At 55.8% G+C, this 21,504-nt stretch carries 17 protein-coding genes; 15 read left to right on the top strand and 2 right to left on the bottom strand.

The genetic code is table 11. The annotated features are described in order from the left end of the window. Nucleotides 1-71 precede the first annotated feature (71 nt). Nucleotides 72-1,904 carry an SLC13 family permease gene (locus FHC52_RS17020; RefSeq protein ID WP_063922419.1) on the top strand — a complete coding sequence of 611 codons (1,833 nt, stop codon included), beginning with the start codon at nt 72-74 and terminating at the stop codon, nt 1,902-1,904. A gap of 80 nt (nt 1,905-1,984) precedes the next feature. Here FHC52_RS17020 and yfbR read toward each other — a convergent pair whose 3' ends face one another. Beyond that, nucleotides 1,985-2,584, bottom strand: coding sequence for a 5'-deoxynucleotidase (yfbR, locus tag FHC52_RS17025; RefSeq protein WP_008503531.1), 600 nt, complete (start codon nt 2,582-2,584; stop codon nt 1,985-1,987). Between the two features lie 118 nt (nt 2,585-2,702). Further along, nucleotides 2,703-3,917, bottom strand: coding sequence for an alanine transaminase AlaA (gene alaA, locus FHC52_RS17030; protein WP_008500204.1), 1,215 nt, complete (start codon nt 3,915-3,917; stop codon nt 2,703-2,705). 938 nt (nt 3,918-4,855) lie between these two features. Between alaA and lrhA the strand changes: the two genes are divergently transcribed. The 14 genes from lrhA to nuoN all read left to right on the top strand — a co-directional run bounded on the left by lrhA (nt 4,856) and on the right by nuoN (nt 21,365). Continuing rightward, nucleotides 4,856-5,794, top strand: coding sequence for a transcriptional regulator LrhA (gene lrhA, locus FHC52_RS17035; protein WP_021241557.1), 939 nt, complete (start codon nt 4,856-4,858; stop codon nt 5,792-5,794). Nucleotides 5,795-6,424: 630 nt separating this feature from the next. Then, nucleotides 6,425-6,865, top strand: coding sequence for an NADH-quinone oxidoreductase subunit NuoA (gene nuoA, locus FHC52_RS17040; protein WP_006176516.1), 441 nt, complete (start codon nt 6,425-6,427; stop codon nt 6,863-6,865). Between the two features lie 15 nt (nt 6,866-6,880). Beyond that, nucleotides 6,881-7,555 carry an NADH-quinone oxidoreductase subunit NuoB gene (gene nuoB, locus FHC52_RS17045; RefSeq protein WP_003861482.1) on the top strand — a complete coding sequence of 225 codons (675 nt, stop codon included), beginning with the start codon at nt 6,881-6,883 and terminating at the stop codon, nt 7,553-7,555. An 89-nt stretch (nt 7,556-7,644) separates the two neighbouring features. Continuing rightward, entirely contained in the window at nt 7,645-9,447 is a 1,803-nt protein-coding gene (gene nuoC, locus FHC52_RS17050; RefSeq protein ID WP_021241556.1) for an NADH-quinone oxidoreductase subunit C/D, read from the top strand. 2 nt (nt 9,448-9,449) lie between these two features. Continuing rightward, nucleotides 9,450-9,950: an NADH-quinone oxidoreductase subunit NuoE gene (gene nuoE / locus FHC52_RS17055; RefSeq protein ID WP_008500208.1), complete on the top strand. Its 501-nt coding sequence runs from the start codon at nt 9,450-9,452 to the stop codon at nt 9,948-9,950. After that, the gene (nuoF, locus tag FHC52_RS17060; protein ID WP_008500209.1) at nt 9,947-11,284 is read left to right on the top strand and encodes an NADH-quinone oxidoreductase subunit NuoF; all 1,338 of its coding nucleotides are present in this window, start codon (nt 9,947-9,949) and stop codon (nt 11,282-11,284) included. Before nuoE ends, nuoF begins: the two co-directional genes overlap by 4 nt. Before the next feature lie 55 nt (nt 11,285-11,339). Then, nucleotides 11,340-14,063, top strand: coding sequence for an NADH-quinone oxidoreductase subunit NuoG (nuoG, locus tag FHC52_RS17065; protein ID WP_220420154.1), 2,724 nt, complete (start codon nt 11,340-11,342; stop codon nt 14,061-14,063). Continuing rightward, the gene (gene nuoH, locus FHC52_RS17070) at nt 14,060-15,037 is read left to right on the top strand and encodes an NADH-quinone oxidoreductase subunit NuoH (protein ID WP_008500211.1); all 978 of its coding nucleotides are present in this window, start codon (nt 14,060-14,062) and stop codon (nt 15,035-15,037) included. The genes nuoG and nuoH overlap by 4 nt, the downstream gene beginning before the upstream one ends. A gap of 13 nt (nt 15,038-15,050) precedes the next feature. Further along, nucleotides 15,051-15,593, top strand: coding sequence for an NADH-quinone oxidoreductase subunit NuoI (gene nuoI, locus FHC52_RS17075; protein WP_003861491.1), 543 nt, complete (start codon nt 15,051-15,053; stop codon nt 15,591-15,593). Between the two features lie 10 nt (nt 15,594-15,603). Further along, a complete protein-coding gene (nuoJ, locus tag FHC52_RS17080; protein ID WP_008500212.1) occupies nt 15,604-16,158 on the top strand; it encodes an NADH-quinone oxidoreductase subunit J in 555 nt (184 codons plus the stop codon). Next, entirely contained in the window at nt 16,155-16,457 is a 303-nt protein-coding gene (nuoK, locus tag FHC52_RS17085) for an NADH-quinone oxidoreductase subunit NuoK (RefSeq protein WP_003861496.1), read from the top strand. Before nuoJ ends, nuoK begins: the two co-directional genes overlap by 4 nt. Then, on the top strand, nt 16,454-18,295 hold the full coding sequence (gene nuoL / locus FHC52_RS17090; RefSeq protein WP_023325763.1) for an NADH-quinone oxidoreductase subunit L: 1,842 nt from the start codon (nt 16,454-16,456) through the stop codon (nt 18,293-18,295). Before nuoK ends, nuoL begins: the two co-directional genes overlap by 4 nt. Nucleotides 18,296-18,371: 76 nt before the next feature. After that, complete coding sequence (nuoM, locus tag FHC52_RS17095; RefSeq protein ID WP_008500214.1) at nt 18,372-19,901, top strand: NADH-quinone oxidoreductase subunit M; 1,530 nt, start codon at nt 18,372-18,374, stop codon at nt 19,899-19,901. 6 nt (nt 19,902-19,907) lie between these two features. Then, nucleotides 19,908-21,365 (top strand): NADH-quinone oxidoreductase subunit NuoN, encoded by a 1,458-nt coding sequence (gene nuoN, locus FHC52_RS17100; protein WP_024908971.1) that lies wholly within the window; start codon nt 19,908-19,910, stop codon nt 21,363-21,365. Nucleotides 21,366-21,504: the final 139 nt, after the last annotated feature.

Consider the following 21,504-nt stretch of genomic DNA (forward strand, 5'->3'; position numbering starts at 1 on the left):
ATGATATGGCCCCACATTGCTGGGGCTTTTTTATGGCAAAATTTCTCATCTTCCACTGACAAGGATAGGTTGTGAACGGTGAACTGATTTGGGTCCTGAGCCTGCTTTTAATCGCCATCATCCTTTTTGCCACGGGCAAGGTACGCATGGACGCCGTCGCCCTGTTTGTTATCGTCGCATTTGTGCTCAGCGGAACGCTGACGCTGCCGGAAGCCTTCTCCGGATTTAGCGATCCCAACGTTATCCTGATTGCCGCCCTGTTTATCATCGGGGATGGTCTGGTGCGCACCGGCGTAGCGACCATCATGGGGGCGTGGCTGGTAAAAGTGGCGGGCAGCAGCGAAACCAAGATGCTGATCTACCTGATGGTGACCGTCGCCGGGCTGGGGGCGTTTATGAGCTCCACGGGCGTGGTCGCCATCTTTATCCCGGTGGTGTTGAGCGTCTCCATGCGGATGCAGAGCTCGCCGTCGCGCCTGATGATGCCCCTGAGCTTTGCCGGGCTTATCAGCGGCATGATGACCCTGGTGGCAACGCCGCCGAACCTGGTGGTCAACAGCGAACTGATCCGGGAAGGATTTGAGGGCTTTAGCTTTTTCAGCGTCACCCCGCTTGGGCTGGTCATTCTGGTCATGGGCGTGGTCTACATGCTGCTGACCCGTTTTGCCCTGAAAGGTGAAAAACAGGACAAAAATAAAGAAGGATGGAAGCGACGCACCTTCCGCGATCTGATTAAGGAGTACCGCCTTACCGGGCGCGCGCGCCGTCTGGCGATCCGGCCCGGCTCGCCGATGGTGGGGCTGCGGCTGGATGACCTGAAGCTGCGTGAGCGCTATGGCGCGAATGTGATCGGCGTAGAGCGCTGGCGACGGTTTCGCCGGGTGATCGTCAACGTCAACGGGGTGTCGGAGTTCCGCGCGCGTGACGTCCTGCTGATTGATATGTCCACCGCGGATGTGGACCTGCGCGAGTTCTGCAGCGAACAGCTGCTGGAGCCGATGGTGCTGCGCGGGGAGTATTTCTCCGATCAGGCGCTGGATGTCGGCATGGCCGAGGTGTCGCTGATCCCGGAATCGGAACTGCTGGGTAAAACCGTGCGGGAGATGGGGTTCCGTACCCGCTATGGCCTGAACGTCGTGGGGCTGAAGCGCGATGGCGTGGCGATGGAAGGGGCGGTGGTGGATGAGCCGATCCTGCTGGGCGATATTTTTCTCGTCGTCGGTAACTGGAAGCTGATTAGCCAGCTCGGGCAAAAAGGGCGTGATTTTGTGGTGCTCAACATGCCCGTTGAGGAGAGCGACGCGTCGCCCGCCCACAGCCAGGCGCCCCATGCGATTTTTTGCCTGGTATTGATGGTGGCGCTGATGCTGACCGATGAGATCCCCAATCCGGTCGCCGCAATCATCGCCTGCCTGTTGATGGGTAAATTCCGCTGCATTGACGCCGAAAGCGCTTATAAGGCCATTCACTGGCCGAGCATCATTCTCATTGTCGGGATGATGCCCTTCGCCCTGGCGCTGCAAAAAACCGGCGGGGTAGATCTGATCGTTAAAGGCTTAATGGACGTGGGCGGCGGGTATGGGCCGTACATGATGATGGTCTGCCTGTTCATCATGTGCGCCACCATCGGCCTGTTTATCTCGAACACCGCGACGGCGGTACTGATGGCACCTATCGCCCTGGCGATGGCGAAGTCCATGGGCGTATCGCCGTATCCGTTTGCGATGATGGTGGCGATGGCCGCTTCCGCGGCGTTTATGACGCCGGTCTCTTCACCGGTAAACACGCTGGTGCTGGGGCCTGGGAACTATCGATTCAGCGATTTCGTGAAGCTGGGCGTGCCGTTCACCGTGCTGGTGATGGTGGTGTGCGTGGTATTGATACCGGTCCTGTTTCCGTTCTGAGCATTTTGCCGGGTGGCGGCTGCGCCTTACCCGGCCAACAAGCCAGCAGGCCCTGCAAGCGCAGCGCCGCTGGGCGTAAATCAGAGGGGAGAATCCTGGCTAATCTCATCCAGCGATAAATGGAAGCTCGGTACAAACACCTGCATAAAGTAATCCATCTCTTCGCTGCGACGGGATTCCAGCGTTTTTTCCAGGCGCGTTTTCGCCAGCAAGAATTCGTTATTCCCTGCGGACAGCTCTTCGAGACACTTCAGATAGGCACACAGCGCGTCGGCCTGTTTGACCAGCGACTTTTCATCTTCCGTGTACTGATGCTCGTTGATAAGCGGCTCGAAGATATCACGCAGCTCTTCGGGCACCATCTCAATCAGCTTCTGCTGGGCAATTTTCTCAATGGCCTTATATTCCTGCGCAATCTGCGAATTGAAATATTTCACCGGCGTAGGCAGGTCGCCGGTGAGCACTTCTGACGCATCGTGGTACATCGCCAGCAGGGCAATGCGCTCTGGATTGACTTGACCGTTGAATTTGCGGTTTTTAATGGCGGCCAGCGCGTGAGCGACCATCGCAACCTGCAGGCTGTGCTCTGACACATTTTCCGTACGGACATTGCGCATCAGCGGCCAGCGGTTGATGAGTTTCAGGCGGGAGAGGTGGGCAAAGAAATGACTCTGACTCATAGGTTACCTTTTGTCTTCACTGCGACAGGCGTTCATTGTGCGGGGAGGGGAGGCAAGATGCAAATTTGCGGATTGTGCAGGCCGGGTGAGCGCAGCGCCACCCGGCAGAAAGGCAACGTTACTGATGGTATCCTGAGAGGAAGCGGCCGAAACGGCTGATGGCCATTTCCAGGTCATCTTCGCGCGGCAGCGTCACGATACGCACGTGATCCGGCCACGGCCAGTTAAACGCCGTGCCCTGGACCAGCAGCACTTTTTCCTGCAGCAGGAAATCGAGCACCATTTTCTGGTCGTCGTGGATATTGAAGCGCTTTGCGTCAATTTTCGGGAACATATAGAGCGCCCCGTTCGGCTTCACGCAGGAGACGCCCGGGATATCGTTGATCAGCTCCCACGCGCGGTTACGCTGTTCGTACAGGCGTCCACCGGGCACGATAAACTCGCTGATGCTCTGATAGCCGCCGAGCGCGGTCTGGATCGCGTGCTGCGCCGGCACGTTGGCGCATAAACGCATGGAGGCCAGCATCTCCAGCCCTTCAATATAGCCTTTGGCGTGTTTTTTAGGACCGTTTAACACCATCCAGCCCTGGCGGAAACCGGCCACGCGGTAGGTTTTGGACAGGCCGTTAAAGGTGACGGTCAGCAGGTCCGGGGCCAGCGCGGCGATGGAATGGTGCTGCGCCGCGTCGTAGAGGATCTTGTCGTAAATTTCGTCTGCAAAGATGATCAGGTTGTGCTGGCGGGCCAGCTCGACGATCTCCATCAGCAGCTCTTTTGAGTAAACCGCGCCCGTCGGGTTGTTGGGGTTAATAATGACGATACCGCGCGTGCGGGGCGTAATTTTTGCGCGTATATCATCCAGGTCCGGGAACCAGTCAGAGGATTCGTCGCACAGATAATGCACTGCTTTACCGCTGGACAGTGATACGGCAGCCGTCCACAGCGGATAGTCCGGCGCGGGTACCAGCATTTCGTCCCCGCTGTTCAGCAGGGCCTGCATTGCCTGCACAATCAGTTCGGAGACGCCGTTGCCGATATAGATATCTTCAACGGTAACATCACGCATACCGCGTGCCTGGTAGTGCTGCATAATGGCTTTACGTGCGGAGTAAAGTCCTTTTGAATCGCAATAGCCTTGTGCAGTCGGAAGGTTGCGGATCACATCAACCAGAATTTCATCCGGCGCTTCAAAACCAAATGGCGCAGGGTTACCAATGTTGAGTTTCAGAACCTTGTTGCCTTCTTCTTCAAGGCGTTTTGCCTCTTTCAGAACCGGGCCGCGGATGTCATAACAGACGTTATCTAGCTTGCTGGATTTTTCGATAGGGGACATGAACCTTTAACCTTTTCGCTATTATTGCCGCTCCCTGCCGTGGAAGTCAGCACGGAATAATGTACTCCCCCCTCGCTTCGTTTTGAAGGGTGTGCAGGAGAAGATTTTGTGCCCGGAGCAAATTATTGATGAATCTTTTTCGCTGCGCGTGCGCTTTTTCACTGTCTTAAAGTTGCGCGCTTAGCGAGAGGTTAGGTTAAATGTGCTATCCATTTGCCAAAATACTGTATAATGTGCTGTTAAAAATAAGTAGTAAGCTGGACAGAGGTGGCAATCACCCTGAGTGACTTTTCGTAAAACCTGAATGCTTGATGCCTGTTTCTGTAATAGCATACTGTGGATAAAAGTTACTCATGTGAAATTAATGTTAAGTGCCATTAATGAATAGTCTTAATCTAAATTAAAATTTATTTATTATTAACCTATAAAATGCAACTTTAGTTAATTTTAATAAAATTAGTTTAGAAGCTTAACATTCTTCTTTAATCCTTAATATTGCAATAAGACTTATAAATAAAGTGGATTTGGGTTAAGATGTCTTCAAGGAAAGCAGAGGACAGATGCACGTTTTTTGTATATCTGACACTGGTTTTCTGAATTAATTGATTGTTATTGTTAGAGTTATCTCTGGCTGGAATGTGTCGCACATCTCCTGCTACGTTGACAGCGCTGCGATACAGATGGCAGAAAAGGTGTTATACCTTTAATGTAATTTACATAAACCTGCGAACATCTAAATATCCTGAACGTTTAAGAGAATAAAAATAACGTCATGAAACGTGCTTTCTGACTGTTGATATAAAGCAGCACAATAACTATCTGTCAGGCAGTCTGCCGGGCCGGGATGCGAGGGAAAATCTTCAGAGGGAATTGCTTAACTGTACACACACAGCTTCAACCCGGGCAGCTCCGCACGAGCAACCTGAAAGTGAATAGATATGATAAATGCAAATCGTCCGATAATGAATCTCGACCTCGATCTGCTGAGAACGTTTGTTGCGGTCGCCGATCTCAACACTTTTGCAGCAGCTGCTGCCGCCGTTTGCCGAACTCAGTCCGCCGTCAGCCAGCAAATGCAGCGGCTGGAGCAACTGGTTGGTAAAGAGCTATTTGCCCGTCACGGGCGTAATAAGCTCTTAACGGAACACGGTATTCAGCTTCTGGGTTATGCCAGGAAAATTCTTCGCTTTAATGATGAAGCATGTATGTCATTAATGTTTAGCAACCTTCAGGGCGTGCTAACGTTAGGTGCATCTGATGAGTCGGCGGATACTATATTGCCGTTTCTTCTCAATCGCATCAGTTCGGTTTATCCGAAGCTTGCGCTGGACGTTAGCGTAAAGCGTAATGCTTTTATGGTTGAGATGTTAAATGAGAATAAAGTCGACCTGGTGGTCACCACGCATCGTCCCGGGCAGTTTGATTGCCTGACGCTGCGTACATCACCTACGCACTGGTATTGCGCGGCCGAATACGTGCTGCAAAAAGGCGAGCCGGTGCCGCTGGTGTTACTGGATGACCCGAGCCCGTTCCGCGATATGGTGCTGACGGCGCTGAATGAGGCCAATATTCCGTGGCGTCTGGCGTATGTGGCGTCGACGCTGCCAGCGGTGCGTGCCGCCGTGAAAGCCGGTCTGGGTGTCACCGCCCGCCCGGTAGAAATGATGAGCCCCGATCTGCGCGTTCTGGGAAAATCTGATGGCCTGCCTGCGCTGCCGGATACGGAATATCTGCTCTGCCACAATTCGTCCAGCCATAACGAGCTGGCAAAGGTGGTGTTCGAGGCGATGGAAAACTACCATAACCCGTGGCAGTTCGAGCGCGTTACCTCCGAAGGGGGGGATGATTCCCTGATCGTTGAAGGGGATTTTGAGTGATCGCCCGCTCAAAATTCTGGTAACAAAATGTAAGTGTAAAAAAAAGCCACTCGTGTGATTTTCACATGCAGTGGCTTTTTTTTAGCAATAATACCCGCGTATGCCGCGTGGATTTCCGGGATACCCTCTATTTATCAATAAGCTAAATGCTTTTGATTAAAACTCATCCGTTTTCCGTTCTAACTTCATCCATATCCCCCCTATGTTAAAAAAACAGGAAATATGTTGCCGTTTTCCAGGTTGAATTAACAAAAGCGTGTCGCAGATCAAGAAAATACTCCTATTTGGGGGGAGGAATCGTTGGCAAATCCTGTCAAAATAGGAGGGTTATTTTTTTTACTTCCGAAACGGACACGATTCAACAACATACATTTGACGGAAAGTCATGTACCCACCAGGGTTAAAGGGCACCAAATGTTAATGAGAATCGCTCGATGTAATTTAATGTGAAGAAACCTTTGTTAAAGTTGACAATAGGTTATAGAAAGGAGTAAAAAACCCCATCATTTTGCTGTCTACGTCTCATTTCTGACAGTTAGTGTAAGGTTATTTGTTCCTCCCCATGAATCGATGTGATGCCCATCTGCCAGCAAGAGCAGTGTCGTTGGTATCACTTTTGATGAGTAAGCAATGAGTATGTCAACATCCACAGAAGTCATCGCTCATCACTGGGCATTCGCAATCTTTCTTATTGTAGCCATTGGCCTGTGCTGCCTGATGTTAGTCGGCGGCTGGTTCCTGGGCGGTCGCGCCCGTGCAAGGCACAAAAACACACCTTTCGAATCAGGTATTGATTCAGTAGGTACCGCTCGCTTACGCCTGTCTGCCAAGTTCTACCTGGTAGCCATGTTCTTCGTCATCTTCGACGTGGAAGCGCTTTACCTCTTCGCGTGGTCTACCTCCATTCGCGAAAGTGGTTGGGTGGGCTTTGTCGAGGCCGCAATTTTCATTTTAGTGCTACTGGCCGGTCTGGTTTATCTGGTGCGTATTGGCGCGCTTGACTGGACGCCTGCGCGTTCACGTCGTGAACACATCAACCCGGAAAACAGTATCTCTAATCGTCAGCAGTAACAGCGAGGCAATAAGATGGATTATACGCTCACCCGCATAGATCCTAACGGTGAGAATGACCGTTACCCCCTGCAAAAACAGGAGATCGTAACCGACCCCCTGGAGCAAGAAGTCAATAAAAGCGTGTACATGGGCAAACTCGAACATGCCATGCACGATATGGTCAACTGGGGTCGTAAGAACTCCATCTGGCCTTACAACTTTGGCCTTTCTTGCTGCTACGTTGAAATGGTGACGTCATTCACTGCGGTGCATGACGTTGCGCGTTTTGGGGCAGAGGTACTGCGTGCTTCCCCACGTCAGGCTGACCTGATGGTGGTGGCCGGTACCTGCTTTACCAAGATGGCACCTGTTATTCAGCGTCTTTATGACCAGATGCTGGAGCCAAAATGGGTTATCTCCATGGGCGCATGTGCTAACTCTGGCGGTATGTACGACATCTATTCCGTCGTACAGGGCGTAGATAAATTTATCCCAGTGGATGTGTACATCCCGGGTTGTCCGCCTCGTCCGGAAGCCTACATGCAGGCGCTGATGCTGCTGCAGGAGTCCATCGGTAAAGAACGTCGCCCACTGTCGTGGGTCGTTGGCGATCAGGGTGTGTATCGCGCGAACATGCAGTCTGAGCGCGAGCGTAAACGTGGTGAACGTATTGCCGTCACCAATCTGCGTACGCCTGACGAAATTTAATTTGCGCCTGTAGGCCTGGAGAACACCTTCGCATATCACTACTCAAATAGCGCGAAGCCAGGCTCAACAGTCACCACGGACCATTTGCAATGGTGAACAATATGACCGACTTAACCGCGCAAGAAGCCGCCTGGCAGACCCGGGATCATCTGGATGACCCAGTCATTGGCGAACTGCGCAACCGTTTTGGGCCGGATGCCTTTACTGTTCAGGCTACCCGCACCGGGGTACCCGTTGTTTGGGTGAAGCGTGAACAATTGCTGGAAGTTGTCGATTTCCTCAAGAAATTGCCAAAACCATACGTCATGCTGTTTGACTTACACGGCATGGACGAACGTCTCAGAACGCACCGCCAGGGTCTCCCTGCTGCGGATTTTTCCGTTTTCTACCACCTGATCTCAATAGACCGTAATACGGATATCATGCTCAAGGTGGCATTGTCTGAAAACGACATGCATCTGCCGACGATCACCAAACTTTTCCCGAACGCCAACTGGTACGAGCGTGAGACATGGGAAATGTTCGGCATGACCTTCGACGGCCACCCACACCTGACGCGCATCATGATGCCGCAGACCTGGACCGGCCACCCGCTGCGTAAAGACTACCCGGCACGTGCTACCGAATTCGATCCGTTTGAGCTGACCAAAGCCAAGCAGGATCTGGAGATGGAAGCGCTGACCTTCAAACCGGAAGACTGGGGCATGAAGCGCGGTACCGACAACGAGGACTTCATGTTCCTCAACCTCGGTCCGAACCACCCGTCTGCGCACGGTGCTTTCCGTATTATTCTTCAGCTCGACGGCGAAGAGATTGTCGACTGCGTGCCAGACATCGGCTACCACCACCGTGGTGCTGAAAAGATGGGCGAGCGTCAGTCCTGGCACAGCTACATTCCGTATACTGACCGTATCGAGTACCTCGGCGGCTGCGTCAACGAAATGCCATACGTGCTGGCCGTTGAGAAACTGGCAGGCATTACCGTGCCGGATCGCGTTAACGTGATTCGCGTCATGCTGTCAGAACTGTTCCGTATCAACAGCCACCTGCTGTACATCTCCACGTTCATTCAGGACGTCGGCGCGATGACCCCGGTCTTCTTCGCCTTTACCGATCGTCAGAAAATTTACGATCTGGTAGAAGCCATTACCGGTTTCCGTATGCACCCGGCCTGGTTCCGTATCGGCGGTGTGGCACACGATCTGCCGCGCGGCTGGGACCGCCTGCTGCGTGAATTCCTCGACTGGATGCCGAAACGTCTGGCCTCTTACGAGAAAGCCGCGCTGCGTAACACCATCCTGAAAGGGCGTTCTCAGGGCGTTGCTGCCTATGGCGCCAAAGAGGCGCTGGAGTGGGGGACAACAGGTGCAGGTCTGCGTGCGACCGGTATTAATTTCGACGTGCGTAAAGCCCGTCCTTACTCTGGCTACGAGAACTTCGACTTTGAAGTCCCGGTGGGCGGCGGCGTTTCCGACTGCTACACCCGCGTGATGCTGAAAGTGGAAGAGCTGCGCCAGAGTCTGCGCATCCTTGAGCAGTGCCTCAACAACATGCCGGAAGGCCCGTTCAAGGCGGATCACCCGCTGACCACGCCGCCACCGAAAGAGCGCACGCTGCAACATATCGAAACCCTGATCACCCACTTCCTGCAGGTTTCCTGGGGTCCGGTCATGCCGGCGCAAGAATCCTTCCAGATGATTGAAGCGACCAAGGGTATTAACAGTTACTACCTTACCAGTGACGGCAGCACCATGAGCTACCGTACCCGCGTGCGTACGCCGAGCTTTGCGCACCTGCAGCAGATCCCGTCCGCCATCCGCGGCAGTCTGGTCTCCGACCTGATTGTGTATCTGGGTAGTATCGATTTTGTTATGTCAGATGTGGACCGCTAATTATGCACGAGAATCAACAACCACAAACCGAGGCTTTTGAGCTGAGTGAAGCAGAACGTGCCGCCATTGAGCACGAGATGCACCACTACGAAGACCCGCGTGCGGCGTCCATTGAAGCGCTGAAAATCGTACAGAAACAGCGTGGTTGGGTGCCGGACGGGGCGATCTATGCGATCGCGAAAGTGCTGGGTATTCCGGCAAGCGACGTAGAAGGCGTAGCCACGTTCTACAGCCAGATCTTCCGTCAGCCGGTAGGCCGCCATGTGATCCGCTACTGTGACAGCGTGGTCTGCCACATCACCGGTTACCAGGGCATTCAGGCTGCGATTGAGAAGAAGCTCAATATCAAGCCGGGCCAGACCACGTTCGATGGGCGCTTTACTCTGCTGCCAACCTGCTGCCTGGGTAACTGCGACAAGGGGCCGACCATGATGATTGATGAGGACACTCACAGCCATCTGACGCCGGAAGCGATTCCTGACCTGCTGGAGCAGTACAAATGAAAACTGTAATTCGTACTGCTGAGACGCATCCACTGACCTGGCGTCTGCGTGATGACAAACAGCCGGTATGGCTCGACGAATATCAGAGCAAAAACGGCTATGCCGGTGCGCGTAAAGCCCTTGGCGGCATGGCGCCGGACGACATCGTTAACGCGGTAAAAGAGTCTGGCCTGAAAGGCCGCGGTGGTGCGGGCTTCTCCACCGGTCTGAAGTGGAGCCTGATGCCAAAAGACGAATCCATGAACATCCGTTACCTGCTGTGTAACGCCGATGAAATGGAGCCGGGTACCTATAAAGACCGCCTGCTGATGGAGCAGCTGCCGCACCTGCTGGTGGAAGGCATGCTGATTTCCGCGTTTGCGCTGAAAGCGTACCGTGGCTACATCTTCCTGCGCGGTGAGTACATCGAAGCGGCAGAAAACCTGCGTCGCGCGATTGCCGAAGCCACCGAAGCGGGCCTGCTGGGCAAAAACATTCTGGGCACCGGGTTTGACTTCGAACTGTTCGTGCACACCGGTGCCGGGCGTTACATCTGCGGTGAAGAGACCGCGCTGATTAACTCCCTGGAAGGTCGCCGTGCGAACCCGCGTTCCAAGCCACCGTTCCCGGCCAGCTCCGGCGTGTGGGGTAAACCGACCTGCGTCAACAACGTCGAGACCCTGTGCAACGTTCCGGCTATCCTCGCGAACGGCGTGGAGTGGTATCAGGGCATCTCCTCAAGCAAAGATGCCGGTACCAAGCTGATGGGCTTCTCCGGTCGCGTGAAAAATCCTGGCGTCTGGGAACTGCCGTTCGGTACTACCGCACGTGAAATTCTTGAAGACTACGCGGGCGGCATGCGCGATGGCCTGAAATTCAAAGCCTGGCAGCCGGGTGGGGCAGGGACAGACTTCCTGACCGAAGCCCACCTTGACCTGCCGATGGAATTCGAAAGCATTGGTAAAGCAGGCAGCCGTCTGGGGACGGCGCTGGCGATGGCCGTCGACCACGAGATCGGCATGGTCTCGCTGGTGCGTAACCTGGAAGAGTTCTTCGCCCGTGAGTCCTGCGGCTGGTGCACACCGTGCCGTGATGGTCTGCCGTGGAGCGTGAAGATCCTGCGTGCAATCGAACGTGGCGAAGGCCAGCCTGGCGATATCGAGACACTTGAGCAACTGTGTCGATTCTTAGGCCCGGGTAAAACCTTCTGTGCCCACGCACCGGGTGCCGTCGAACCTCTGCAGAGCGCGATCAAATATTTCCGCGACGAGTTCGAAGCAGGCATCAAGCAGCCGTTCAGCAATACCCATGCGATCAATGGGATTCAGCCGAACCTGCTTAAAGCGCGCTGGTAACGACAAGAATTTTGATTAACGCTCGGTTTCGACCGAGCCAACTGGAAGCATGCTAATGGCTACGATTCATGTAGACGGCAAAGAATACGAAGTCAACGGGGCGGACAACCTGCTGGAAGCTTGTCTGTCTCTTGGCCTCGATATTCCGTACTTTTGCTGGCATCCGGCGCTGGGCAGCGTCGGTGCTTGCCGCCAGTGTGCGGTGAAGCAATATCAAAACGCGGAAGACACGCGTGGTCGCCTGGTGATGTCCTGTATGACGCCAGCCACCGAAGGCACCTTTATTTCGATTGATGACGAAGAAGCGAAACAGTTCCGTGAAAGCGTTGTGGAATGGTTGATGACCAACCACCCGCACGACTGTCCGGTCTGTGAAGAGGGCGGTAACTGCCACCTTCAGGATATGACCGTGATGACCGGTCACAGCTTCCGTCGCTATCGCTTTACCAAGCGTACCCACCGTAACCAGGATCTGGGGCCGTTCATCTCTCACGAAATGAACCGCTGCATTGCCTGCTACCGCTGCGTGCGTTACTACAAAGACTATGCAGACGGTCAGGATCTGGGCGTGTATGGCGCACATGACAACGTCTACTTCGGTCGTCCAGAAGACGGCGTACTGGAAAGCGAATTCTCCGGTAACCTGGTAGAAATCTGCCCGACCGGCGTCTTCACGGATAAAACCCACTCCGAGCGTTACAACCGTAAATGGGACATGCAGTTTGCGCCAAGCATCTGCCAGCAATGTTCTCTCGGCTGTAACACCAGCCCGGGTGAGCGCTACGGCGAACTGCGTCGTATCGAAAACCGTTACAACGGTACCGTTAACCACTACTTCCTGTGCGACCGCGGTCGTTTCGGCTATGGCTATGTGAACCTGAAGGACCGTCCGCGTCAGCCGGTTCAGCGCCGTGGCGACGACTTCATTACCCTGAACGCTGAACAGGCGATGCAGGGCGCGGCAGATATTCTGCGCCAGTCGAAGAAAGTGATTGGTATTGGCTCCCCGCGCGCCAGCATTGAAAGCAACTTCGCGCTGCGCGAGCTGGTCGGGGCGGAAAACTTCTATACCGGCATCGCCCAGGGCGAGCAGGAACGTCTGCAGCTGGTACTGAAAGTGCTGCGTGAAGGCGGTATCCATACCCCTGCGCTGCGCGAAATCGAATCTTATGATGCGGTTCTGGTGCTGGGTGAAGACCTGACGCAGACCGGCGCACGCGCGGCTCTGGCGGTTCGTCAGGCGGTGAAGGGGAAAGCACGTGAAATGGCAGCGGCGCAGAAAGTGGCTGACTGGCAGATTGCGGCAATCCTGAACATCGGCCAGCGCGCGAAGCATCCTCTGTTTGTGACCAACGTCGACAATACCCGTCTGGACGATATCGCGGCGTGGACCTACTGCGCACCGGTTGAAGATCAGGCGCGTCTTGGCTTTGCCATTGCCCACGCGCTGGACAACAACTCACCGGCCGTTGAGCTGGATCGCGACCTGCAAAACAAGGTTGACGTGATTGTTCAGGCCCTGGCCGGTGCGAAGAAACCGCTGATTATTTCCGGTACCAACGCCGGTAGCGCAGCGATCATTCAGGCAGCAGCCAACGTGGCTAAAGCTCTGAAAGGCCGCGGTGCTGACGTTGGCGTGACCATGATTGCCCGTGCGGTGAACAGCATCGGTCTGGGCATGATTGGCGGCGGCTCGCTGGAAGCTGCGTTAAGCGAACTGGAGTCCGGTGCCGCTGACGCCGTGGTGGTGCTGGAAAACGACCTACATCGTCATGCTTCTGCCGCTCGCGTAGACGCCGCGCTCTCCAAAGCCCCGCTGGTGATGGTCATTGACCATCAGCGCACCGCGATTATGGATAAAGCGCACCTGGTGCTCTCTGCGGCAAGCTTCGCAGAAAGCGACGGTACGGTTATCAACAACGAAGGCCGCGCACAGCGTTTCTTCCAGGTTTATGACCCGGCGTACTACGACAGCAACACCGTGATGCTGGAAAGCTGGCGCTGGCTGCACTCCCTGCACAGCACCGTGCAGAGCCGTGAAGTGGACTGGACGCAGCTCGACCACGTTATCGACGCGGTGGTGGAAAAACTGCCTCAGCTGGCAGGCATTAAAGATGCCGCGCCTGAAGCAAGCTTCCGCATTCGCGGCCAGAAGCTGGCGCGTGAACCGCACCGTTACAGCGGCCGTACCGCCATGCGCGCCAATATCAGCGTACACGAACCGCGCCAGCCGCAGGATAAAGACACCATGTTCGCCTTCTCCATGGAAGGGAACAACCAGCCGTCTGCTCCGCGTTCGCAAATCCCGTTCGCATGGGCACCGGGCTGGAACTCCCCGCAGGCATGGAACAAGTTCCAGGCTGAAGTGGGCGGCTCCCTGCGCCACGGCGATCCGGGCGTGCGTCTGATTGAAGCCTCCGATACCGGTCTGGACTTCTTCACCACCGTACCGGCGAGCTTCCAGGCGCAGGACGGTAGCTGGCGTATTGCCCCGTACTACCACCTGTTCGGTAGCGACGAGCTGTCCCAGCGTTCACCGGTCTTCCAGACCCGCATGCCGCAGCCGTACATCAAGCTTAACCCGGCGGATGCCGTGAAGCTTGGCGTTAACGCGGGCGCGAACATCGCCTTTAGCTATGACGGCCAGACCATCAGCCTGCCGCTGATTATTTCTGAACGTCTGACAGCAGGGCAGGTCGGTCTGCCAATGGGTATGCCAGGCATCGCGCCGGTTCTGGCGGGTGCGCGTCTTGATAATCTGCAGGAGGCAAAAGCATGAGTTGGTTAACGCCGGATCTTATCGACATCCTGCTGAGCATTCTGAAAGCGATTGTTATCCTGCTGGTGGTGGTCACCTGCGGCGCGTTCATGAGCTTTGGTGAACGTCGTCTGCTCGGTCTGTTCCAGAACCGTTACGGACCGAACCGCGTGGGCTGGGGTGGTTCACTCCAGCTGGTCGCTGACATGATCAAGATGTTCTTTAAAGAGGACTGGATCCCGCGCTTCTCGGATCGCGTGATCTTTACTCTGGCACCGATGATCGCCTTCACCTCGCTGCTGCTGGCGTTTGCTATCGTTCCGGTCAGCCCGACCTGGGTGGTCGCTGACCTGAACATCGGCATTCTGTTCTTCCTGATGATGGCAGGTCTCGCGGTTTACGCGGTCCTGTTCGCAGGCTGGTCCAGTAACAACAAATACTCGCTGCTGGGTGCGATGCGTGCGTCTGCGCAGACCCTGAGCTACGAAGTGTTCCTGGGTCTCTCCCTGATGGGCGTGGTGGCGCAGGCCGGTTCATTCAATATGACCGACATCGTCAACAACCAGGCCGACATCTGGAACGTGATTCCGCAGTTCTTTGGGTTTATTACCTTTGCCATCGCGGGCGTGGCGGTGTGTCACCGTCACCCGTTTGACCAGCCAGAAGCCGAACAGGAACTGGCCGACGGTTACCACATCGAATATTCCGGTATGAAATTCGGTCTGTTCTTCGTGGGCGAGTACATCGGTATCGTCACCATTTCCGCGTTGATGGTAACGCTGTTCTTCGGTGGCTGGCATGGCCCGTTCTTACCGCCGTTCATCTGGTTCGCGCTGAAAACCGCGTTCTTCATGATGATGTTCATTTTGATTCGCGCAGCGTTACCGCGTCCGCGTTATGACCAGGTAATGTCCTTCGGCTGGAAAGTGTGCCTGCCGCTGACGCTCGTCAACTTGTTGGTAACGGCCGCTGTCATTCTCTGGCAGCAGCCATAAGGGGCAATAGACCATGACCTTAAAAGAATTACTGGTAGGCTTCGGTACCCAGGTACGCAGTATCTGGATGATCGGCCTGCACGCGTTTGCCAAACGCGAAACCCGGATGTACCCGGAAGAGCCGGTATATCTGCCGCCGCGCTACCGTGGCCGTATCGTGCTGACGCGCGACCCGGACGGTTCCGAGCGCTGCGTTGCCTGTAACCTGTGTGCGGTAGCGTGCCCGGTTGGCTGTATCTCTCTGCAGAAAGCCGAGACGGTAGACGGCCGCTGGTACCCTGAGTTCTTCCGCATCAACTTCTCACGCTGCATTTTCTGCGGTCTGTGTGAAGAAGCGTGCCCAACCACGGCGATTCAGCTCACCCCAGACTTCGAATTGGGTGAGTACAAGCGTCAGGATCTGGTGTACGAGAAAGAGGATCTGCTGATTTCCGGTCCGGGCAAATACCCGGAATATAACTTCTACCGGATGGCGGGTATGGCAATCGACGGCAAAGATAAGGGCGAAGCGGAGAACGAAGCCAAGCCTATCGACGTCAAGAGCCTGTTACCGTAAGGAGAGGGCAATGGAATTCGCTTTTTATATCTGTGGCCTTATCGCCATCCTGGCTACGCTGCGAGTGATTACGCACACCAATCCGGTGCATGCGCTGCTGTACTTAATCATCTCGCTGCTGGCCATTTCCGGGGTGTTCTTCGCACTGGGCGCGCACTTCGCCGGTGCGCTGGAAATCATCGTCTACGCCGGGGCCATCATGGTGCTGTTCGTGTTCGTCGTGATGATGCTGAACCTGGGCGGCTCTGAAATCGAGCAGGAACGTCAGTGGTTAAAACCGCAGGTGTGGATCGGCCCGGCAATTTTGTCGGCCATCATGCTGGTGGTGATCGTGTACGCCATTCTGGGTGTAAACGATCAGGGCATCGACGGCACGCCGATCGGCGCTAAAGAGGTCGGTATTACGCTCTTTGGCCCATACGTTCTGGCGGTTGAACTGGCCTCCATGCTGCTGCTGGCAGGTCTGGTTGTGGCCTTCCACGTTGGCCGCGAAGAGCGTGCTGGCGAGGTGCTGAGCAACCGCACTGACGACCGCGCGAAAAGAAAAACGGAGGAGCGCGCATGATCCCCTTAACACATGGACTGATCCTCGCTGCGATTTTATTCGTTCTGGGTCTGACTGGTCTGGTTATCCGCCGCAATCTGCTGTTTATGCTGATCGGGCTGGAAATCATGATTAACGCCTCCGCGCTGGCCTTCGTGGTCGCCGGAAGCTACTGGGGCCAGACCGATGGTCAGGTGATGTACATTCTCGCCATCAGCCTTGCGGCTGCCGAAGCGAGTATTGGCCTGGCGCTGTTGCTGCAGCTCCATCGTCGCCGCCAGAATCTGAACATCGATTCAGTAAGTGAGTTGCGTGGATGAACATGCTTGCCTTAACCATTATTTTTCCGCTGATTGGCTTCGTGCTGCTGGCGTTTTCTCGCGGCCGCTGGTCTGAGAATCTGTCTGCAACCGTCGGCATGGGCTCTGTTGGCCTGGCCGCGCTGGTGACAGCGTATGCGGGTATCGACTTCTTTAACAACGGGCGTCAGCCTTTCAGCGTGCCGCTGTGGACCTGGATGTCGGTCGGTGATTTCAACATCGGTTTCAACCTGGTGCTGGATGGTCTCTCCCTGACTATGCTCTCCGTGGTCACCGGCGTCGGCTTCCTGATCCACATGTTCGCCTCCTGGTATATGCGCGGTGAAGAGGGTTACTCCCGCTTCTTCGCCTACACCAACCTGTTTATCGCCAGCATGGTGGTTCTGGTCCTGGCCGATAACCTGCTGCTGATGTATCTGGGCTGGGAAGGCGTGGGTCTGTGTTCTTACCTGCTGATCGGTTTCTACTATACCGATCCGAAGAATGGCGCAGCGGCCATGAAAGCGTTCGTCGTGACCCGCGTGGGTGACGTCTTCCTCGCTTTCGCGCTGTTCATTCTTTACAACGAACTGGGCACGCTGAACTTCCGCGAAATGGTGGAACTGGCGCCAGCGCACTTCGCCGCAGGCAACAACATGCTGTGGTGGGCAACGCTGATGCTGCTGGGTGGTGCCGTGGGTAAATCCGCGCAGCTGCCGTTGCAGACATGGCTGGCCGACGCGATGGCGGGTCCAACCCCTGTCTCCGCGCTGATCCACGCTGCGACCATGGTTACCGCCGGTGTGTACCTGATTGCGCGTACCCATGGCCTGTTCCTGATGACTCCGGAAATTCTGCACCTGGTGGGTATCGTCGGTGCGGTCACGCTGGTGCTGGCAGGCTTTGCCGCGCTGGTGCAGACCGACATCAAGCGCGTTCTCGCGTACTCCACCATGAGCCAGATTGGTTACATGTTCCTCGCGCTGGGCGTTCAGGCGTGGGACGCGGCCATTTTCCACCTGATGACGCACGCGTTCTTTAAAGCGCTGCTGTTCCTCTCATCCGGTTCGGTGATTCTGGCCTGCCATCACGAGCAGAACATCTTCAAAATGGGCGGACTGCGTAAGTCCATTCCGCTGGTGTATGTCTGCTTCCTGGTGGGCGGCGCGGCGCTGGCGGCTCTGCCGCTGATCACCGCGGGCTTCTTCAGTAAGGATGAAATCCTTGCGGGGGCCATGGCGAATGGTCATATCAATCTGATGGTTGCGGGTCTGGTCGGTGCGTTCATGACCTCCCTGTATACCTTCCGTATGATTTTCATCGTATTCCACGGTAAAGAACAAATTCACGCTCACGCAGGGAAGGGGATTACCCATCACCTGCCGCTGATTGTGCTGCTGGTACTGTCCACCTTCGTTGGCGCGATGATTGTGCCTCCGCTGCAGGGCGTGCTGCCAGACACCACCGAGCTTGAGCACGGTCGCGTTCTGACGCTTGAAATCACCTCCGGTGTGGTCGCTATCGCGGGCATCCTGATCGCGGCATGGCTGTGGCTGGGCAAACGTACGCTGGTCACTGCCGTTGCCAACAGTGCGCCGGGCCGTCTGCTGGGCACCTGGTGGTACAACGCGTGGGGCTTCGACTGGCTGTACGACATGATCTTCGTTAAGCCGTTCCTTGGCATCGCGTGGCTGCTGAAGCGCGACCCGCTGAACAGCCTGATGAACATCCCGGCGATCCTTTCCCGCTTTGCAGGCAAAGGCCTGCTGTACAGCGAGAACGGTTACCTGCGCTGGTATGTGGCGTCCATGAGCATCGGTGCGGTTGTCGTGCTGGCGCTGCTGATGGTGTTGCGTTGATCGTTAAGTGAATTTTATTCGAATTCGTTGAAAATCAGGCCCCTGTTGGGGGCCTTAAAAAGGAATGTAAATCGCCATGTTACTACCCTGGCTAATATTAATTCCCTTCATCGGCGGCTTCCTGTGCTGGCAGACTGAACGCTTTGGCGTGAAGATGCCGCGCTGGATCGCGCTGATCACCATGGGATTGACGCTCGCGCTTGGCCTGCAACTGTGGTTGCAGGGCGGTTACTCACTGACCCAGTCTGCGGGCATTCCGCAGTGGCAGTCTGAGTTCATCCTGCCGTGGATCCCACGTTTCGGCATTACGATCCACCTGGCGATTGACGGCCTGTCGCTGCTGATGGTAGTGCTGACCGGCCTGCTCGGCGTTCTGGCGGTACTTTGCTCCTGGCGAGAAATCGAAAAATACCAGGGCTTCTTCCACCTGAACCTGATGTGGATCCTGGGCGGCGTAATCGGCGTGTTCCTTGCCATCGACATGTTCCTGTTCTTCTTCTTCTGGGAGATGATGCTGGTGCCGATGTACTTCCTGATCGCGCTGTGGGGCCACAAGGCGTCCGACGGTAAAACGCGTATCACGGCGGCAACCAAGTTCTTCATCTATACCCAGGCGAGTGGTCTGGTGATGTTGATTGCCATTCTGGCGCTGGTGTTTGTTCACCACAACGCGACCGGCACCTGGACCTTCAACTACGAAGACCTGCTGAAGACCCCAATGTCGCACGGCGTAGAATACCTGCTGATGCTGGGCTTCTTCATCGCCTTCGCGGTGAAAATGCCGGTGGTTCCGCTGCACGGCTGGCTGCCAGACGCGCACTCTCAGGCGCCAACGGCGGGTTCCGTGGACCTGGCGGGCATCTTGCTGAAAACCGCGGCCTACGGTCTGCTGCGCTTTGCACTGCCGCTGTTCCCGAACGCCTCCGCAGAGTTCGCACCGATTGCCATGTGGCTGGGTGTGATCGGTATCTTCTACGGTGCCTGGATGGCCTTCACCCAGTACGACATCAAGCGTCTGATTGCCTACACCTCCGTTTCCCACATGGGCTTCGTGCTGATTGCTATCTACACCGGCAGCCAGCTGGCGTACCAGGGGGCGGTGATCCAGATGATTGCGCACGGTCTGTCCGCAGCCGGTCTCTTCATCCTGTGCGGCCAGCTGTACGAACGTCTGCACACCCGCGACATGCGTATGATGGGCGGTCTGTGGAGCAAAATTAAGTGGCTGCCAGCGCTCTCCATGTTCTTCGCGGTGGCGACTCTGGGGATGCCGGGCACCGGTAACTTCGTCGGCGAATTTATGATTCTGTTCGGCAGCTTCAAAGTGGTACCGGTGATTACCGTGATCTCCACCTTTGGTCTGGTGTTCGCTTCCGTGTACTCGCTGGCGATGCTGCACCGCGCTTACTTCGGTAAAGCGAAGAGCGAAATTGCTGCACAAGAACTGCCGGGGATGTCGCTGCGTGAGCTGTTCATCATCCTGCTGCTGGTCGTACTGCTGGTGCTGCTGGGCTTCTTCCCGCAGCCGATTCTGGATACCTCGCACAGCGCGATGGGCAATATCCAGCAGTGGTTTGTTAATTCTGTTTCTACTACAAGGCCGTAATTCGCCATGACAATAACTCCACAACAACTGATCGCGCTGCTACCGCTGCTGATCGTCGGATTGACGGTGGTGGTTGTGATGCTCTCCATTGCGTGGCGACGCAATCACTTCCTGAATGCCACGCTGTCGGTCATCGGCCTGAACGCCGCGTTAGTCTCACTCTGGTTTGTTGGCCAGGGGGGGGCGATGGACGTCACCCCGCTGATGCGCGTTGACGGTTACGCCATGCTGTACACCGGTCTGGTGCTGCTGGCGAGCCTGGCAACCTGTACCTTTGCTTACCCGTGGCTCGAAGGCTACAACGACAACAAAGAAGAGTTTTACCTGCTGGTTCTGATTGCCGCGCTGGGCGGCATTCTGCTGGCGAATGCTAACCACCTGGCCGCGCTGTTCCTCGGCATTGAGCTGATCTCTCTGCCGCTGTTCGGTCTGATTGGTTACGCCTTCCGCCAGAAGCGCTCGCTGGAAGCAAGCATCAAGTACACCATCCTGTCTGCGGCGGCGTCCTCGTTCCTGCTGTTTGGTATTGCGCTGGTGTACGCACAGTCCGGTAACCTCTCCTTTATGGCGCTCGGCAAGAGCCTCGGTGACGGCATGCTGCATGAGCCGCTGCTGCTGGCGGGTCTGGGCATGATGATTGTTGGCCTTGGCTTCAAACTCTCGCTGGTCCCGTTCCACCTGTGGACGCCAGACGTCTACCAGGGTGCACCGGCTCCGGTGTCGACCTTCCTGGCGACGGCGAGCAAAATCGCCATATTCGGGGTGGTGATGCGTCTGTTCCTGTACGCGCCGGTGGGTGACAGCGAAGCGGTTCGCGTGGTGCTGGGCATCATCGCGTTCGTCTCCATCATCTTCGGTAACCTGATGGCGCTGAGCCAGACCAACATCAAGCGTCTGCTGGGCTACTCGTCTATCTCTCATCTGGGCTACCTGATGGTGGCGCTGATTGCGCTGCAGAGCGGTGAGATGTCGATGGAAGCCGTGGGCGTCTATCTGGCCGGCTACCTGTTCAGCAGCCTCGGCGCCTTCGGCGTGGTGAGCCTGATGTCCAGCCCGTACCGTGGTCCGGATGCCGATTCACTGTTCTCTTACCGTGGTCTGTTCTGGCACCGTCCGATCCTGTCCGCCGTAATGACCGTGATGATGCTCTCTCTGGCCGGTATTCCGATGACGCTTGGCTTTATCGGTAAGTTCTATGTGCTGGCCGTCGGTGTGCAGGCGCACCTGTGGTGGCTGACCGCGGGCGTGGTGATCGGCTCCGCGATTGGTCTCTACTACTACCTGCGTGTGGCCGTGAGCCTGTACCTGAGCGCGCCTCAGCAGCTCAACCGTGATGCCCCAACCAACTGGCAGTACAGCGCTGGCGGTATTGTGGTTCTCATCTCCGCGCTGCTGGTGCTGATCTTCGGTATCTATCCGCAGCCGCTGATTGATATCGTGCAGCGCGCGATGCCATTAATGTAAAAACAAAAAACCCGCCTCGGCGGGTTTTTTATTGTCATCCCTAAACCACCTCCTGGGGAGGTGGTGATTGATCCTGTAAGGCTATAGCCTGAAGAATGCCCATGCCGGAATATCTCTTCTTACTCACCACAAGTAAAAG

It is taken from the genome of Enterobacter sp. EC_64 (genome assembly GCF_019584165.1).
GTDB classification, from domain to species: domain Bacteria; phylum Pseudomonadota; class Gammaproteobacteria; order Enterobacterales; family Enterobacteriaceae; genus Enterobacter; species Enterobacter roggenkampii.

Coding starts and splice junctions, on each gene's coding strand:
- nuoN (WP_024908971.1), top strand. CDS start 19,908: ATGACAATAACTCCACAACAACTGATCGCGCTGCTACCGCTGCTGATC.
- nuoA (WP_006176516.1), top strand. CDS start 6,425: ATGAGTATGTCAACATCCACAGAAGTCATCGCTCATCACTGGGCATTC.
- yfbR (WP_008503531.1), bottom strand. CDS start 2,584: ATGAGTCAGAGTCATTTCTTTGCCCACCTCTCCCGCCTGAAACTCATC.
- nuoI (WP_003861491.1), top strand. CDS start 15,051: ATGACCTTAAAAGAATTACTGGTAGGCTTCGGTACCCAGGTACGCAGT.
- nuoH (WP_008500211.1), top strand. CDS start 14,060: ATGAGTTGGTTAACGCCGGATCTTATCGACATCCTGCTGAGCATTCTG.
- nuoL (WP_023325763.1), top strand. CDS start 16,454: ATGAACATGCTTGCCTTAACCATTATTTTTCCGCTGATTGGCTTCGTG.
- nuoC (WP_021241556.1), top strand. CDS start 7,645: ATGGTGAACAATATGACCGACTTAACCGCGCAAGAAGCCGCCTGGCAG.
- nuoK (WP_003861496.1), top strand. CDS start 16,155: ATGATCCCCTTAACACATGGACTGATCCTCGCTGCGATTTTATTCGTT.
- nuoG (WP_220420154.1), top strand. CDS start 11,340: ATGGCTACGATTCATGTAGACGGCAAAGAATACGAAGTCAACGGGGCG.
- lrhA (WP_021241557.1), top strand. CDS start 4,856: ATGATAAATGCAAATCGTCCGATAATGAATCTCGACCTCGATCTGCTG.
- nuoE (WP_008500208.1), top strand. CDS start 9,450: ATGCACGAGAATCAACAACCACAAACCGAGGCTTTTGAGCTGAGTGAA.
- nuoB (WP_003861482.1), top strand. CDS start 6,881: ATGGATTATACGCTCACCCGCATAGATCCTAACGGTGAGAATGACCGT.
- alaA (WP_008500204.1), bottom strand. CDS start 3,917: ATGTCCCCTATCGAAAAATCCAGCAAGCTAGATAACGTCTGTTATGAC.
- nuoM (WP_008500214.1), top strand. CDS start 18,372: ATGTTACTACCCTGGCTAATATTAATTCCCTTCATCGGCGGCTTCCTG.
- nuoJ (WP_008500212.1), top strand. CDS start 15,604: ATGGAATTCGCTTTTTATATCTGTGGCCTTATCGCCATCCTGGCTACG.
- nuoF (WP_008500209.1), top strand. CDS start 9,947: ATGAAAACTGTAATTCGTACTGCTGAGACGCATCCACTGACCTGGCGT.